This is a genomic window from Streptomyces sp. NBC_00872, assembly GCF_045161915.1.
Classification (GTDB): domain Bacteria; phylum Actinomycetota; class Actinomycetes; order Streptomycetales; family Streptomycetaceae; genus Streptomyces.
Window position 1 is genome coordinate 4662748 of sequence record NZ_CP108806.1, and the last position, 15001, is coordinate 4677748.

A 15001-nucleotide genomic window follows, 5' to 3' on the forward strand; every position below is an offset into this window, starting at 1 on the left:
AGCAGGCACAGATCTTCGCCATCATGGGCCGGTGACCACATGGATGCGCTGCTACTGGGACGAGGAAGACACCTGGTTCTACTTCGAGGTCGACGCCGAAAGCTGGGTGATCCGGCAGGTCGAACTCGAAGGGCCCGAGCTGACCCCGATCGCGGCTGCCTCCCTCGCCGAGTGGCAGCGGGCCTATGACGCAGGCCGACTCGATGAGTACGACAGCAGGTTTGGGATCACAGCTGAACTGCCCATCTCAGAGTGGGAGGGGCACGATCCGGAGCTGCTGACTTCGGAGGAGTTCGAGGATCACTGGAGAGCCGCACGCCGGCAGATCGCGGCCCGGCCTCGCTGACCCCTTGGCCCTGCGGGTGGCCCCGCCTGGGGCTGGTGAACGGCAGGACTCAGAGGCGTGGGACGATCGCGCGATGTTGAGGAGCATTGAGGTCACCGCGGAGCTCGTCGGCCTCAGCCGTGGCGACGGGTTTCATAATGTGCACTGGCAGGGCAGGCTCGCCGTGAACTTGGACTGTTTCATCTGCGAGCGGACCGATCGCACGACCTTCCTCGAACGCGCTGAGGAACGGGCCGTCTGTTCGTCCGACGATCAGCACGGAAAGCACTTCACCGCAGCCCGAATCGCGGCGTTTGATTCCACGATCGAGGACGAGCGGTTGAGGTTGAGAGCGATCATCGATTTCTGGTGGACTCCTTTTAGGGACTCCAAGCACGACCGCCCGTCGATAGCCTTGACGCGGGCGCCGTGGGTGCGACTTCATCTGGGCTCATACTGCGGCGAACACGGTGAGTCCGGCGAAACGTCGATCCAGAGCAACATGGTTCGCCCTGTTGGCTTGGGTTGCCGTCACTGTGACGCCATGATGGCCACCAGCGTCGAGGCCCCCACGGTCCGTCTCTTGCACTGACTTGGACCAGTACGGTTCGAGGCCGCGATTCGCTGAGGCGAGTGCACCAACTGGCGTCGTTGCTCGCTCGACGCCCCTCCTGGCACCTTCGGCAGACTTCCGAAGCCCCTGGACGCGGCCTCGACGAAGGACATCGCCAGCCGCATCGAGCAAGCCGTGACTCAGCGCGAGTGGTCAGACGGATGGGTCCTGAGGAAATGCCGCGAAGCTGAGACTCCTGCACGCGGGCCGGAGCTGAGACAGCTCAGGGGCCGCTGGTCAGAGCACTGCCTTATGACACGCGCGGCGAGATCCTACAGAGTTTGTAGGACCTCATCTCCCATATTGGAATCTCATAGTCGATGTCGGATGGATGTCGGATACGACATCACCGTGAGACTGGCCAGATGTCCTGGCGCACTGAAGCCGGCGGATTCTCACTCGGTCTCGTTCGTCTTGGTGGACCTGGATCTGGTCGAGGTCGAGTGGGTTGACGGGGCTGGTGGTGGGCTGCGGAAGTCGGTGCCCGGGGCAGCGGCTCGCGACGGCAGCGGAGCTGGGCCGACGATTCGCCCGGAGCTACACCACCCTCGGAACCCAGGACCCCCCTACTGCTCGGCTGCGGGATGAACTGATTGGGTTCTACCGGCCCCGGCCGGATGACCTGCCTGCGGAGTCCGCCGGTGCGGATGAGATCGCCACGTTCCTCACGGCGCATCTCGGTTGGAGCCTGCTGTCCGAGGAAGCGCCACCACCAACCACAGCACCGTCTCTGGGCGACTACGGGCGGCCTGACCGACGAGCAGAACGGCTGAGCTGACCTTCTACCGGCAAGCCTTCCGCGAAAGCCATGTCGCAGCCCTCTGCCTGCCAGATGGACTCTTTGCGGGATCACAGGTGACGTCCAGCAGTCGCCCGCAGATGGCCGAACCAAGACCAGTACCTGGATGACGCTCGAAAGGGATGACGACATCGCCGTGCTCATCGTCTGGAGTAGCGGTGAAACTGAACTTGAGTACGGGGACGTGGCAACTGGCCAGGTCCGACAACAGCATCGTGATCTCCGCACCTTCCAGGATCTCCTCAACGCCATCGAGGGCATCCACGGATGGATTCAGACAGAGGGCGGGCGGCTCCCGGACGGGTGATCTGATCAGCCCAACCGCTGATGACGTAGATCGTTGGCGGTGCCAGCGACAGCCGGACCGCAGTCGGTCGGCAGACCGCCTATCACCAAGGAAATCGCGTGCTCAGCCGTGTCTGCCTCGCCGATCACTATCCCCCGGGAGGGACCGCAGACGCGATAGCGTCCGCCGCTCAGTGGATCGACAAACGGCACGTCCCATGAGTACGGGAACCCGGTGCAGGTCGTGAAGTGAAGTGACCAGTGGCTGGTGAACGGATACAACCGCCGCAGCTTCGGTTTGGCCGACGCCGTCTCGGCGAGCGCAAGTGTCTGGCGGGCGAGGTCGAGACGATCGGCCTCCTGGTGCAAGTCCTCCAAGAGGAGCCGCCACTGCACGGTGACCGCTTCGGCTGGACCGCGTTCATGAGCTTCGGCCAGTTCGCTCACCTTGATGAAGGGAGCAGCCTTCTCGATCTCGCGGAGCCGGGCCCCGTTTCGCCAACCTGCTGCGGCTCGGGCCAGCTCTTCCAGATCGGAGGTCGAGCCCGAGAGCAGTTGAACGCCTTGACGCAGGCCATTGATGTTGAACCAACGGCTCTCCGACCCGATGAGGATCCAGCACGGTTCCCGGTCAGGAGCTGTGCTGGTCACGCCGGCTGTCCGCAGCGGATCCGAATCGTCGCTCAGCACCGTATCCAGGTCCAGCCCCTGCTCGGCAGCAGTCAGTGCCAAGGCCACGGCCAGACTGCCGGCAGCCGCAAGATCCGGATAGAGAACAGGGTCGGCGGGAGTTGCTTCGTGTGGAACGGGGCGCGGGGAGTTCGAGGTCACCGCCGGAGTCTGCCGTCTGCGCTGAGGAAATGGCCACGTCTCGTGAGACGAATCTGCCATGCCGCACGGTGAGACAGGTCGCACGGCACCAGGTCAGCGGGCTGTGTCGTGACATGAGACGCGAGAAGCTACACGAGTTCGCGGGATCTCATTTGCGGCTTCACGGTCTCAGGCACGACGGTCTCGGACACGACCGCGAGTGATGGCGTCCGGTGCCTGGCCGCCCTTGCCGGTCACCGCCGCCGGGGTGACGGTGGTGGTTGGCAAGGCGGGTGGGGCGGGGTCAGCCGCCGAGTGGGGATCCGTAGCCCGGTGTGCCGGAGGTCGTGATGCCGGTGGACGACGGGCCGAAGCTCGCCGCGCCGGTGGGTGCCGGGCCGGTGGGCGTGGCGCGCAGCGACCACACCGCGCCGTCGCCCGAGTTCTCATCCGGGCCTACACGGACAGCTCGGCACGCCGGTCGCCGGAGTGGTCCAGCAGGGACGTGCGGCCACCGAAGCGGTCGGACTTCTCCTCGGTGTCCGGGATGCCCGCCGTGTTCTGGGTGTACGGCGTGGCACCCTTGGTGGTGAGGCCGGCGGCCGAGCCGTACAGGACGGTGACCGAGCCGGTCGTCGTGGCGGACGCGCCGACGACGAGGTCGGCCCGGCCGTCGCCGTTGAAGTCGTACGGCTTCGCGGGTGTGGCCGCCTGTGCGGCGGGGGCGGTGAGGGAGGCCGCGAGCAGGACGGCCAGCCGGCGGTATGTCACTGGGCGATCACCCAGCCGAAGTCGGCGCCCCCCTTGAGGGCGACATCGCGCGCGGTGAAGGACTTGGCGCCGGTGGTGGTGAGGCCCGAGGCGCTGCCGCGCAGGACGGTGACCGCGCCGTAGCCGTTCTCCCCGCCGGCGCCGACGATCAGATCGGCCTTGCCGTCCTTGTCGAGGTCGGTCAGGCGGACCGACTGGCCGAAGGCGTCGTTGGACTCGTCGGTGCCGGGGACGCCCGCGGTGTTCTGTGTGTACGTCTTGGCGCCCGAGCCCTTGAGTCCGGTGGCCGAGCCGAACAGGATCGTCACGGAACCCGAGTCCCTGGCCTTGCCGTTGTCCTCGCCGAGGACGCCCACGGCGACGTCGGCGTACTTGTCGCCGTTGATGTCGCCGACGGCCAGCGCCGAGCCGAAGAGGTCCTCGGTCTCGCCGGTGCCGGGCACGCCCGCCGTGTCCTGGTGGACGACGGTCGGCTTCTGCGTCGGGGCGGGACCGTTCGCGCCGCCGTACCAGACGGTGATCTGGCCGCCCTTGTGACCGGCCTTCTTGGCGCTGCGCGGGTCCTCGTGGTCGCCGAGGACGAGGTCGCCGTAGCCGTCGCCGTTGATGTCGCCGACGGCGCCCTGGTGCCCATCGGCCCCGGGCAGCCGGGTCTGGGCGTAGTCCGACCCGGGGTGGGACTCGTCGCCCGGGTCGTGGCTGAAGTAGCGGATGTCGCCGCCCTCGTCACCGTCGACGGCGAACGGGTAGACACGCTCGGCCGCGCGGTCGCCGTTCAGGTTGCCCGCGATCACCTCGTACGTCGAGCCGAGCTCGTCCACGACGGTCAGGCTCACGGGCTTGCCGTTGCGGGCGAAGGGGCCCCTGTACAGACCGGTGCGGCTCTGGCCGGTGATGGTGACGTCCGTCCTGCCGTCGCCGTCGAAGTCGCCGGTCGCGACGCCGGAGGAGTAGCCGCCCCACTCGGTGAGGCCGGAGGGCGACGGCAGGGCCGAGCCACCGGTCAGACCGGACTTGCCGCCCCAGATGACCGTGGCGGAGCCGACGCCAGCGCGGTCGCCGACGCTCTCGAACTGGGCGCCGACGACGAGGTCCGCGTAACCGTCGGCGTTCAGGTCGCCGGCGGCGAGGCTGCTGCCGAAGCGGTCGCCGTCCCTGGCGGTGCCGGGGACGCCGACGGAGTTCTGGGTGATCACGGTCTTCTTGGCGGCCGAGACGCCGGAGCGCGAGCCGTACAGGACGACGACGGCCCCGGCGTTCGGTACGGAGCCGACCTGGGCGGCGAACGCGCCGATGGCGACATCGCGGTAGCCGTCGCCGTTGAAGTCACTGGCCGGCCCGGAGGGGGCGGCGGTCGCGGTGCCGGGCAGGGCGGTGAGCAGACCGGTGGTGAGGGTGGCGGCCAGCAGGAGGGTGCTTCTGCGCAAGGGGGCTCCAGGCAGGGGCGGCGAGGGTGCGCCGGGTACGGAGGGTGTGGCGGGTGTGGCCCCTACGAGGGCGGAGCGGATCGTAGGCGCTGCTGTGTGCGGGTACTCCCGCGGTACGCGGAGGGAGCCAGCGATCAGGAGACCGTCACCCAGGCGCGGGGGTTGTACGTGAGGCCGGTGAATTCTTGAGCCGCCTGTGACAGGGAGTTCGCGGGGCCGGTATCAGCCGCACCGGCCTCCGAACCGCACCGGCCTCCGAACCGCACCGGCCTCCGAACCGGAGCGTCCTCTGAACCGGTGCGGGCCGCTGCGCGGTGGGCGCGCTGCCGGCGGAGGACGCCCGTCCCCAGGAGCTGGGGACGGGCGTCGGGCTTTCCGGGTGCGTGGTGGGCGGGTGGTGAGGGGTGGGGGGCGTTGCTCAGGACACCACGCGGCTGACCAACTGGCCGCGGACCCGGGCCGGGATGTCCGGGGCGAACCGGCGCAGATAGTGGTCCATGTGCGTATCGTCGCCGAGCAGGAAGGGCAGGTCGAAGACGAGGAGCTTACGGACCGCGAGCAGCGGCACGGGAGCCCGCAGGGGACGGAACAGGGAGTTCCACAGGCCCGGTTCCTCGCACACCGGATGGAACTGCCCGATCATCAGGCCGTCGGCCACGAACTCGTCCTTGGCCTTGCGCTGGAGCTCGTCCAGTTCGCCCGAGTCCGTCGGGTCGAAGCCCGGCAGCACCAGCAGCAGGGTCAGCAGCTCCTGGTCCTCCTCGTCCAGGTCGGCCGAGAGCTTCTCGTACCAGGCACGCAGCGAGCCGACGGCCGAGGACAGATCCGCGCCCTCCGCCCCGGCCGGCACCGCGAGATGGAAGAGCTGCTTGCGCAGCGACGGCTGGGTGTACGGGCACACCGGGCCGCTCCGGCCCAGCTCGGGATGGCCGGACACCAGGAAGTCGCCGCTCCACTCCAGGACCGCCCGCAGATGCGGAAGATGCCGCCGCGGCACCTCGCCGCGCGCCACCTCGGCCGCGGTCCAGAAGTGGATGTGCCTGTCGCCCCTCACCGCGGGTCCCGCCACAGCGGACGCAGCGACGGACCGCCGTTCGGCAGCGTGATGTCGCCGCCGAGCGGAACGAAACCCTGCCGGAGGCAGAGCGCCTCGCCACCGGGTGAACTGGCCTCCGCGTACGCCGGGTGGCCCTCCCGGTCGGCGCGGTCGATGAGCTCCTGGAGCAGAACGGAGAGCAGGCCGTTCCGCTGCCGTTCGGGGCGGACCGCCCCGAACGACGCGTAGTAGTGCGGGGGGCCGGCCGGATGGCGCTCGGCCTGGAGCCCGACGATGGTCCCCAGCGCCTCGGCGTACTCACCGAGGGCGTCGGTGAACCGCTGTTCCAGCTCGTCCCCGCGCGCGTCCACCTCCTTCGAGGCCCCTGGCGGCAGAAACAGCATCACCGCGTCGCCGCAGGGGGAGAGGGCCACTCCGTCGTAGTCGTGCGAGACGTCGACGAAGACACGGAACAGGCCGGGCAGCAGTTCCGCCCGGGTCCGGCTGTCCGGAATGATCCAGCGGGTCAGCGGATCGTCGTGGAAGGCCGCGGCCAGCAACGCGGCCAGCTCATCGGTGTCCGGCCTGGCAGGACGGCGCAGGACACCACGCGGCGGACTTTCGAACGTGGACAACGATTCCCTCCGGAAGGCGGTGCGGGGGCCGTGCGCTACCGCTCCTCGCCGCGGACGGCGAGTTGCTCCACCCGGGTGTGCAGGCGGTCGAGATAGTGCTCGGCCTCCGGCTTGATCAGGACACTGCGCATTACCCGTGCCGCATCGGCGTCGCGGATGATCCGCGGATGCCGGCGTACGAACGCCTCGGCGTCCGTACGGAGCACACTCAGGAAGACCGGCTCCTTGTGAGCGGTCATGCCGCCTTGCAGCAGTCGTCCGGACGCCGCGTCGACGGCGGACAGGGAGGCCGGCCGGGTCGCCGGGAAGTAGGTGACGATGTCGAGATCGGGCCGCTGGTACAGCTCCAGGGCGTCCGACGCCTCCAGCAGATCCGCCCACCGCAGCGCCGCGCGACGGTTGGCCGCGAGGATCGCCCCGAATCCGTCCGGGGTCAGCGGGAGGAGCTGAAGGGTCAGCCACAGTCCCGCGGCGGCGGCTCCGGCCCGTGAGCACTCCAGGCTGATCTCGCCCAGATGCACCTCGGCGTCGGTGAAGTAGGTGTACGGCGAGTCGTGCGCGAAGTGCCGGCCGGCGCGGGGGTCGGGGAACAGCACCGCCCCGCAGCCATAGGGCTGAAGCCCGTGCTTGTGCGGGTCCACCACGATCGAGTCGCACTCCGCCAGCGCCCGCCAGGGCCTCGGGTCGATCCCTTCGGGCTCGTCCGCCCGTCCGAGCAGCGCGTAGAAGCCGCCGTACGCCGCGTCGACATGCACCCGGGCCCCGTATTGCCGGGCCAGGGGCAGCACCTCGTGCACCGGGTCCACGGCCCCCAGCCCCGTGGTGCCCGTCGTCACCACCACCGTGCCGACCCGGCCCGTCTTCAGCAGGCTCTCCAGGGCGTCCAGATCGATGCGGCCGTACGTGTCGACCGCCACCCGGTGGCCCTCGACGCCCAGTACCTCGCACATCCGCTCATGCGTGTAGTGGCACTCCGAGCTGTAGGCCACCCCGCGGTCCGGATGCAGTCTGCGGGCCACGTACAGCGCTTCGAGATTCGCCATCGTGCCGCTCGTCGTCAGATGCCCGACATGCGCGGGCAGACCGAACATCCCGGCCAGCGCGGCGACGCACTCGCGCTCCATCTCCGTGGTCGCGGGGCCGCCCTCCGCCGCGTGGTTGTTGGGGTTGAACAGCATCGCCGTGAGATAGCCGACGACGGCGGCGGGATGCGGCGGCTTCACCATCTGCCCGGCGTAACGGGGATGGAAGAACGGGTAGTTGTCCTCCATCCGCTTGGCGAACCGCTCGAACGCGTCGGCGAACGCCTCGTCACCGACCTGGTGCGCGGTGTGCGCCTCGAAGGGACCGAACCGCTCGCCCCATTGCTCGGCCACATCCACCGCGCGCGGCAGCCAGTAGCGAAGATCCACGGTCAGCCTTCCCCGGGCATACGACTTGGACGTACGACTCGGACGTACGTAGGAGTACGTATACGGGCCGGCCCGCAAGCCCCGCGCAACGCGCGTCGACTCGTCCGGTATCGGCTCTTCGGGGGCGGGCGGAGGGCGCTTCGACGCCGTGTGAAATGAAGTCGACTCCGTCGGACGGCACCGGTAGATGTGGTGCATGACATCACCCTTCGAAGAGCTGCTGCCCGGCACCCGGCGAGCCCTGCTGCACCGCATCGCCCTCGCACAGACCGAGGGGCGCGCGCCCTCACTGGTCGCGGCGGTGGCACGCGAGGGACGGATGGTCTGGTCGGGTTCCCGTAGCTGTGTGGACGGGCACGCCCCGGACGCGGACACCCAGTACCGCGTCGGATCGATCACCAAGACCTTCACCGCCGTTCTGGTGCTGCGGCTGCGCGACGAGGGACTGCTCGATCTCCATGACCCCCTGGAGAAGCACCTCCCGGATGCGGGCGCCGGCATCAGCACGGACACGTCCACGGGCAGCGGTACGGGAGCCGGCACGGGCAGCGGTAGGGGAGCCGGTGTGGGCACCGGTAGGGGCACCCGCGTGGGAGAGGTCACCATCGCCCAGCTTCTCGACCACACCGCGGGACTGGCCGCCGAAAGCCCGGCGCCCTGGTGGGAGCGGACACCGGGCACGGGACGCCCGGAACTCTCCGATGTCCTGGGCGAGCGGCCCGTACTCCACCCTGCGGGGCGCCGTCACCACTACTCCAACCCGGGCTACACCCTGCTCGGTTCGCTGATCGAGGCGGTGCGGGGCGCGTCCTGGGAGGAGGTGCTGCGGCGGGAGATTCTGGAGCCGCTGGGCATGGACCGTACGACCACACAGCCTGTCGCCCCGCACGCCGGAGGCTGGGCCGTGCATCCGTGGGCGGATGTGATGCTTCCCGAGCCCGCCATGGATCTCGGGTTGATGGCTCCGGCCGGTCAGCTCTGGTCGACCGCGGCCGATCTCTGCCGCTTCGCGGGGTTCCTCGCCGAGGGTGATGCGAAGGTCCTGAGTCCGGAGTCCGTACGGGAGATGCGGACACCGTCCGCCCCACCGGAGGCCGGTCAGTGGGACGGCGGCTATGGGCTCGGTATGCAGTTGGCCCGCCAGGGCGGTCGTGGCTTGGCTGGGCATATGGGCTCGCTGCCCGGCTTTCTCGCCGCCCTCTGGGTCGGTGTGGAGGACGGGGTGGCGGCGGTGGTGCTCGCCAATGCCACCTCGGGACCGCTGACCGGGATGGTCGCGGCGGATCTCATCGGGATCGTGGCGGATGCCGAGCCACGGATCCCCGAGCCCTGGCGCCCGCTGCCGGAGGCCGATCAGGGGCTGCTGGAGCTGACCGGTCCGTGGTACTGGGGTACCCATGCCTTCGGGCTGAAGCTGGCGGCGGAGCGAGGCGTGGAGCTGCATCCGCTGCGCGGCAGTGGAAGAGGCTCACGTTTTGTCGTACAGCCGGACGGCACCTGGATGGGGCTCGACGGCTATTACGCGGGGGAGACCCTGCGGGTGGTGCGTCGGGCGGATGGTTCGGCGGACCATCTCGACCTCGGTTCGTTTGTCTTTACCCGTCAGCCGTATGACCCCGAGGCGGATGTGCCCGGCGGCGTGGACAAGGGAGGCTGGCGCGGTATGACGCCGTGACGCGGTATGACGCCGTGAAACAAGCCGGATGTTTCACGTGAAACAGGCGAGGGCGGCCGTTCCGGTGTATGGCGGACTCCTTGGACGATCGAGCCCTCCCGCTCCTTGGTGCCGTCCGTCAGAGCTGGAGTTTGAAGCCCACATGGGAGGCGCTGAAGCCCAGCCGCTCGTAGAAGCGGTGGGCATCGGTGCGGCTCGCGTCGGAGGTGAGCTGGACCAGCTGACAGCCCTGGCGGCGGGATTCATCGATCGCCCACTCGATGAACCGAGTGCCGAGTCCGCTGCCGCGTTCGTCAGCATGGACACGTACGCCCTCGATGATCGAGCGGAGAGCACCGCGTCGGGAGAGTCCGGGAACGATGGTGAGCTGGAGCGTCCCGACCACCCGGCTCTCGCGCGCGGCCACCATCAGCCGCTGGTTCGGGTCGCGGGCCAGGCGCTCGTAGGCCGCGATATACGGGGTGAGGTCGTCCGGGGACTCGCGCTGGGCGCCCAGCGGGTCGTCCGCGAGCATCGCCACGATGGCGGGGAGGTCGTCGGGGGCCGCGGGCCGTATCTCCAGGTCGCTCATGATCCGCAGATTACGCCGGAGGGCAGGGCGTGAGGCTGGGGCTTTTCGATGGTCCCCACCGGAATCCCATCGCAATACCGACCGGAATCCGGACCGGAGGGGGAGCGAGGGCCGAAGGCGGACCGACACGTGACTCAGCCTGTGGCCAGGTTCAGCGGTGCGAACCGCCTGGTCCAGTCACCGGGCAGATCCGGGATGCCATGGACCATCGTCGTGGTGCGGGCCGCCTGCTCCAGACCGTGCTCCTTCACCCAGGCCAGCAGCTCTTCATGGCGTACATCGATCATCGTACGTACTGGCCGGTCGGGGGCGGCGGTCAGTGAGGACACCAGTGAGCAGATCAGCGACTTCGCGGTCACCGTGTCCGCGGCGACCAGCGGGCCGATCACATGCGCCTCCGGAGTGGGCCAGGCCGCCGCGTAGCCGATGAGCCCGGAGCTGTCCTCCGCGACTCTGAGCCGGTCCGCGAAGGCGGGCAGGCGCGCGATCACATGGGTGCGGTCGGCTCCGAAGACCTCGGTGTCCAGGCGAACGATCGCCGGCAGATCGCCGGCGGCAGCGGGCCGTGTCTTCACCGAGGGCGCGGTCTCCGGAGACCGGAAGCGCCCGACGACCGTCTCGGTCGCGCCGATGTCCGTGAAGCCGAGCTGCTGATAGAGCGGTCGGCCGTACTCCGTGGCATGCAGCATCAGCGGGGTGTCCGCGGCCTCACCCAGCACATGGGTCATCAGCCGCCGTCCGAGCCCCTGCCGGGTATGGCGTCCGGCGACAAGCATCATGCCGATGGCCGCGAGACCCCGGCCCGCGCCCGAGGGGTCGTACGAGGTGATCACACAGACGGCCGCCAGGCCCTTGCCCTCGGGATCATCGATGCCGTATCCGGTGCCCGCTGCCAGCAGCAGGCCCCATCTGTGCTCCTCCCGGGCCCAGCCACGGTCCTCGGCGAGATCCGCACAGGAGATGAGGTCGCCCAAGGTCAGACGGCGGATGGGCAGAACGGAGAGTGATGTCGGCATGGGGATCAGGCTGTCGGAGCCGATGATCGTTCGTCCACCGGTTTGCGGGAAGTCGGCAGAGCCCGCAGGCGTCGCCCGTGCCGGGTCAGCCCCCACGGCTTGAGTACCGAGATCGCGGTCATCAGGAGATAGGCGGAGGTGGCCACCGACGGCGCGGCGACCAGGCTGCTGTCGGGTACTCCGGTAGCCGCCGCTTCATGGATGACCGGCCGCAGGGCGAAGACCGTCGCACCGAAGGTGATCAGCGTGAGCCAGAACTTGATCCACACCCACCAGTACCGGACCAGACCCCAGGGCGTACCGAGTGAGAGCACCAGTCCGCTGATCAGGGCGAGCAACGCCACCGGAATGACCGGCCGGTCGACCAGGATCTTCATGGCCCGGTAAGCGGTCCGGGTGGTGGCCGGGTCGTTGGTGATGAAGGCGGTCACGCCGAGTGTCAGCAGACCGAGCGTGAGCCCCAGCCAGCCCACGGACGTAGCGACATGGATGACAAGGAGGGCCCGGCGGAGGGGGCGTTTGAGGTGTTTCACGTGAAACACGGTGCCGTCCGGTCGGCAGAAGGGCGTCTGACGAGGGGAGTAACCGCACGTACTAACCTCGGCGTACATGGCGAGCGTACGCAGACTGCATCTCTTCGACCTCGATGGCACACTCATCCGCGGTTCGGCCGCGGCTGTGGAGATCTCCCGGCAGCTCGGGCTGAGCGTCGAGATCGCCAGGCTGGAGAGCGATTTTCTCTCACGGGGGATGGCGCCGGACGAGTTCGCGGTACGGGCGCGGGAGCTATGGGCCGATCTGACCACGGAGCAGGTATCGGCGGCCTTCGAGGGTGCGCCCTGGCTGACCGGAATACGTGAGGTCTGGGCGGATATCCGAAGGCAAGGAGATTACTGTGCCGTTATCTCCCTCTCGCCCGACTTCTTTGTCACACGGCTGCTGGGTTGGGGCGCGCATGCCGCCCATGGTTCACGCTGGCCGGTTCTGCCTTTCACCGAGCCGATCGACCGGGCGGGCATTCTCAACCCGGCGGCCAAAGTGAAGATCGCGGACCGGCTCTGTGCAGAGTTCGGGGTAAGCCTGGACGACTGCGTTGCGTACGGTGATTCCATGTCGGACGCCGAGATCTTTGCGGCGGTGCCCAGGGCGGTGGCGGTGAATGCGGACCACCATCTGTCGGGGCTTGCCACGCACACGTACAGCGGAGGCGATCTGCGCGAGGCCTATGAACTGGTATGCCCTACGCGGTGACTCGCGTGCCGCCGACAGTAATACGCTGACCCCGGGGGGCTGCGGGAAGCACGGCTGGAAACCGCGAATGGGCACGGGAGCAAAGCAGCATAACGGTAAATCCGGTGTGGATGGCCGGACTTCACGCTCTTTGTCCCCTCCGTCGCTGTTCCCTGTCATGCTGCGACGGCAGGGACCAGGAGCGTGGCGGAGGCTAATGTGGGAAGCCAACAGTCCTAGTCGAGCGGGGAATTGCTAGCGTATTCCGGACCAGCGGAAGTGCGCAGACCGACCGAAAGATGTTCGAGGCGAGGCACACCATGGACGCTCCGACCACCACGTCGGCCGACAACGGCACTTCCGGAGAGGGCGGAAAGGGCGGTTGGTTCGCCCCCCGCAGGGCGCCGAGCGCCGACGGCCGCGGTGACTCCGGCCCGGCAAGCGGCGCGGCCGGCGGTGCGGCACAGCCGGCCGGCCGGGAGCGAATACGCATGCCGAGCCGCTCACTCGCCTCCATACGCCCGGTCGGTTCCGGGGCGACGCGTCCCGCGCGCCCGCCGCACGAAGGCCCCGCAGGGCGTGACGCGCGTACGGATACCGTCCCCCGCCCGCCGGCGCCGGTGGACGATGTCCCCGCCGCCTTTCGCCCGCGTGCCAAGGGGTCCCACGGCGGTGACGGACCGGCCGCGCATCCGCCGGTCCCGGAGGGCCCCGTCACCGCGGCCGAGCCGGGCAGTGAGAGAGGGCCCGTCTCTCAGGCGGCCGCGGAGGCCGCCGTACGGTCCGCCGTCGGCCGGCCGGAGCCCGTAGGGCCTCCCCCGGCACGCCCCACGGCCGCACAGGAGAACACAGCTCCGCCCGCCGATCCGATGCGGCGGGAGCCGGACGGGCATCCGGACACGGAGTCGCGCGCTTCCGAACCGGAGGCCGTCAAGACCTCTGCCGCTCAGCCGGAGCCCGTCGAGACCGGCCGTGCCGAGACCGGTGCCACCGGGCCCCGGGTCGCCGCTCCGCTGCCGCAGGAGGTCCCGGTATCGGCCGCGCTGCCTCCCGAGGTTCCGGTCGCGCCCGCCACACAGCCGTCCGTCACCGCGCCTGCCGCACAGCCGTCTGTCGTGGCGCCCGCCACGCAGCCGTCCGTGGCGGCGCCCGCGGCCTCTCTCTTCCCGGAGGACCGCAACGCGTCCCCCGACGCGATCCTCATCCGTCGCACCCTGGAGGAGGTCGCGCCCGTAGCCGACCAGCTCACCTCCTACTTCTACGCGCTGCTCTTCGTCCGCCACCCCGATCTGCGCAATCTGTTCCCCGCGGCCATGGACGCCCAGCGCGACCGCCTGCTCAAGGCGCTGCTCACCGCCGCCGAGCACATGGACACCCCTGATGTCCTGACCGGCTATCTGCGCCAGTTGGGCCGCGGACACCGCAAGTACGGCACCCAGCCGACGCACTATCCGGCCGTGGGAGAGGCCCTGATCGGCGCGCTGACCCGCTACGCGTCCGCCATCTGGGACGAAGAGACCGAGGGCGCCTGGGTCAGGACGTACACGACCATCTCGCAGATCATGATCGACGCCGCCGCCGAGAACGAGCTGCACGCCCCGGCCTGGTGGCAGGCCGAAGTGGTCTCGCACGAGCTGCGCACCGCCGACATCGCCGTCGTCACCGTCCGGCCCGACCAGCCGTACCCCTTTCTCGCGGGGCAGTACACCAGCCTGGAGACGCCGTGGTGGCCCCGGGTCTGGCGGCACTACTCCTTCGCCTCGGCACCGCGCCCGGACGGACTGCTCTCCTTCCATGTCAAGGCCGTCCCGGCGGGCTGGGTCTCCAACGCCCTGGTCCATCGCGCCGGTCCCGGCGATGTGCTCCGTCTCGGCCCGCCGGCCGGCTCGATGACCGTCGACCACAGCAGCCACAACGGGCTGCTCTGTCTGGGCGGAGGCACCGGTATCGCGCCCATCAAGGCGCTTGTCGAGGATGTCGCCGAGCATGGCCACCGGCGCCCGGTCGAGGTCTTCTACGGCGCGCGCAGCGATCAGGATCTGTACGACATCGAGACGATGCTGCGACTGGAGAGTGAGCATTCCTGGCTCTCCGTGCGCCCGGTGGTCGCCGAGGGACCCACCCTGGGTCTGACGGGACAGCTCCCCGAGGCGGTGCGTGAGCATGGTCCCTGGCATGAGTACGACGCGTATCTGTCCGGTCCGCCGGGGATGATCCGCAGCGGCCTCGACGCGCTCAAGGGCGCCGGGATCCCGTCCGAGCGGATCCGCCACGACTCCCTGGAAGAGCTGGTGGCCGCCGCCAACTGAGTCCGGCCGGACCCGCCCCGGACCCGCACGCCGACCGCACGCTGGCAGCGCTCCGTCGGGAGTCGGCGCCGGGAGCCGGAGCCAGGG

Annotated in this window: 15 protein-coding genes; 6 read left to right on the top strand and 9 right to left on the bottom strand. The window is 69.4% G+C overall.

Translation table 11 applies throughout. The features are described from left to right. The first annotated feature begins 43 nt into the window (after positions 1-43). The 3 genes from OG214_RS19895 (at position 44) to OG214_RS19905 (ending at position 2044) form a co-directional block, all read left to right on the top strand. The gene (locus OG214_RS19895; protein WP_405987552.1) at positions 44-346 is read left to right on the top strand and encodes a hypothetical protein; all 303 of its coding nucleotides are present in this window, start codon (positions 44-46) and stop codon (positions 344-346) included. Between the two features lie 73 nt (positions 347-419). After that, the gene (locus OG214_RS19900) at positions 420-917 is read left to right on the top strand and encodes a hypothetical protein (protein WP_266804592.1); all 498 of its coding nucleotides are present in this window, start codon (positions 420-422) and stop codon (positions 915-917) included. Positions 918-1843: 926 nt separating this feature from the next. Beyond that, positions 1844-2044 carry a hypothetical protein gene (locus tag OG214_RS19905; protein ID WP_363079914.1) on the top strand — a complete coding sequence of 67 codons (201 nt, stop codon included), beginning with the start codon at positions 1844-1846 and terminating at the stop codon, positions 2042-2044. 5 nt (positions 2045-2049) lie between these two features. Here the strand turns inward: OG214_RS19905 and OG214_RS19910 are convergent, their stop codons facing one another. The 6 genes from OG214_RS19910 to OG214_RS19935 form a co-directional block, all read right to left on the bottom strand. Further along, positions 2050-2853 carry a DUF6193 family natural product biosynthesis protein gene (locus OG214_RS19910; RefSeq protein WP_405985500.1) on the bottom strand — a complete coding sequence of 268 codons (804 nt, stop codon included), beginning with the start codon at positions 2851-2853 and terminating at the stop codon, positions 2050-2052. 435 nt (positions 2854-3288) lie between these two features. Further along, a complete protein-coding gene (locus OG214_RS19915; RefSeq protein ID WP_405985501.1) occupies positions 3289-3603 on the bottom strand; it encodes an FG-GAP repeat protein in 315 nt (104 codons plus the stop codon). Further along, positions 3600-5030 (bottom strand): hypothetical protein, encoded by a 1431-nt coding sequence (locus OG214_RS19920; RefSeq protein ID WP_405985502.1) that lies wholly within the window; start codon positions 5028-5030, stop codon positions 3600-3602. Before OG214_RS19920 ends, OG214_RS19915 begins: the two co-directional genes overlap by 4 nt. A gap of 418 nt (positions 5031-5448) precedes the next feature. Then, entirely contained in the window at positions 5449-6084 is a 636-nt protein-coding gene (locus tag OG214_RS19925; protein WP_363079917.1) for a DUF6875 domain-containing protein, read from the bottom strand. Beyond that, entirely contained in the window at positions 6081-6701 is a 621-nt protein-coding gene (locus tag OG214_RS19930) for a GNAT family N-acetyltransferase (RefSeq protein WP_365902143.1), read from the bottom strand. The genes OG214_RS19925 and OG214_RS19930 overlap by 4 nt, the downstream gene beginning before the upstream one ends. Before the next feature lie 35 nt (positions 6702-6736). Continuing rightward, positions 6737-8113, bottom strand: a complete 1377-nt coding sequence (locus OG214_RS19935; RefSeq protein ID WP_405985503.1) for a pyridoxal phosphate-dependent decarboxylase family protein — start codon at positions 8111-8113, stop codon at positions 6737-6739. Between the two features lie 196 nt (positions 8114-8309). Between OG214_RS19935 and OG214_RS19940 the strand changes: the two genes are divergently transcribed. Continuing rightward, the gene (locus tag OG214_RS19940) at positions 8310-9788 is read left to right on the top strand and encodes a serine hydrolase domain-containing protein (RefSeq protein ID WP_405985504.1); all 1479 of its coding nucleotides are present in this window, start codon (positions 8310-8312) and stop codon (positions 9786-9788) included. Positions 9789-9906: 118 nt separating this feature from the next. Here the strand turns inward: OG214_RS19940 and OG214_RS19945 are convergent, their stop codons facing one another. The 3 genes from OG214_RS19945 to OG214_RS19955 all read right to left on the bottom strand — a co-directional run bounded on the left by OG214_RS19945 (position 9907) and on the right by OG214_RS19955 (position 11908). Continuing rightward, entirely contained in the window at positions 9907-10359 is a 453-nt protein-coding gene (locus tag OG214_RS19945) for a GNAT family N-acetyltransferase (protein WP_363082758.1), read from the bottom strand. A gap of 134 nt (positions 10360-10493) precedes the next feature. Next, positions 10494-11375, bottom strand: a complete 882-nt coding sequence (locus tag OG214_RS19950; RefSeq protein WP_363082759.1) for a GNAT family N-acetyltransferase — start codon at positions 11373-11375, stop codon at positions 10494-10496. 5 nt (positions 11376-11380) lie between these two features. Continuing rightward, entirely contained in the window at positions 11381-11908 is a 528-nt protein-coding gene (locus tag OG214_RS19955) for a DUF2269 domain-containing protein (protein ID WP_363082760.1), read from the bottom strand. Between the two features lie 76 nt (positions 11909-11984). Here OG214_RS19955 and OG214_RS19960 point away from each other — a divergent pair, with 76 nt between their 5' ends. Together OG214_RS19960 and OG214_RS19965 are read left to right on the top strand one after the other, a co-directional pair. Beyond that, entirely contained in the window at positions 11985-12626 is a 642-nt protein-coding gene (locus OG214_RS19960) for an HAD-IB family phosphatase (RefSeq protein ID WP_363082761.1), read from the top strand. A gap of 299 nt (positions 12627-12925) precedes the next feature. Beyond that, positions 12926-14914 carry a globin domain-containing protein gene (locus OG214_RS19965; RefSeq protein WP_405985505.1) on the top strand — a complete coding sequence of 663 codons (1989 nt, stop codon included), beginning with the start codon at positions 12926-12928 and terminating at the stop codon, positions 14912-14914. Positions 14915-15001 lie beyond the last annotated feature (87 nt).

Excerpts from the sequence above, each read along its gene's own strand:
- OG214_RS19895 (WP_405987552.1), top strand. The coding sequence starts at position 44 with ATGCGCTGCTACTGGGACGAGGAAGACACCTGGTTCTACTTCGAGGTC.
- OG214_RS19900 (WP_266804592.1), top strand. The coding sequence starts at position 420 with ATGTTGAGGAGCATTGAGGTCACCGCGGAGCTCGTCGGCCTCAGCCGT.
- OG214_RS19905 (WP_363079914.1), top strand. The coding sequence starts at position 1,844 with ATGACGCTCGAAAGGGATGACGACATCGCCGTGCTCATCGTCTGGAGT.
- OG214_RS19940 (WP_405985504.1), top strand. The coding sequence starts at position 8,310 with ATGACATCACCCTTCGAAGAGCTGCTGCCCGGCACCCGGCGAGCCCTG.
- OG214_RS19945 (WP_363082758.1), bottom strand. The coding sequence starts at position 10,359 with ATGAGCGACCTGGAGATACGGCCCGCGGCCCCCGACGACCTCCCCGCC.
- OG214_RS19950 (WP_363082759.1), bottom strand. The coding sequence starts at position 11,375 with ATGCCGACATCACTCTCCGTTCTGCCCATCCGCCGTCTGACCTTGGGC.
- OG214_RS19960 (WP_363082761.1), top strand. The coding sequence starts at position 11,985 with ATGGCGAGCGTACGCAGACTGCATCTCTTCGACCTCGATGGCACACTC.
- OG214_RS19965 (WP_405985505.1), top strand. The coding sequence starts at position 12,926 with ATGGACGCTCCGACCACCACGTCGGCCGACAACGGCACTTCCGGAGAG.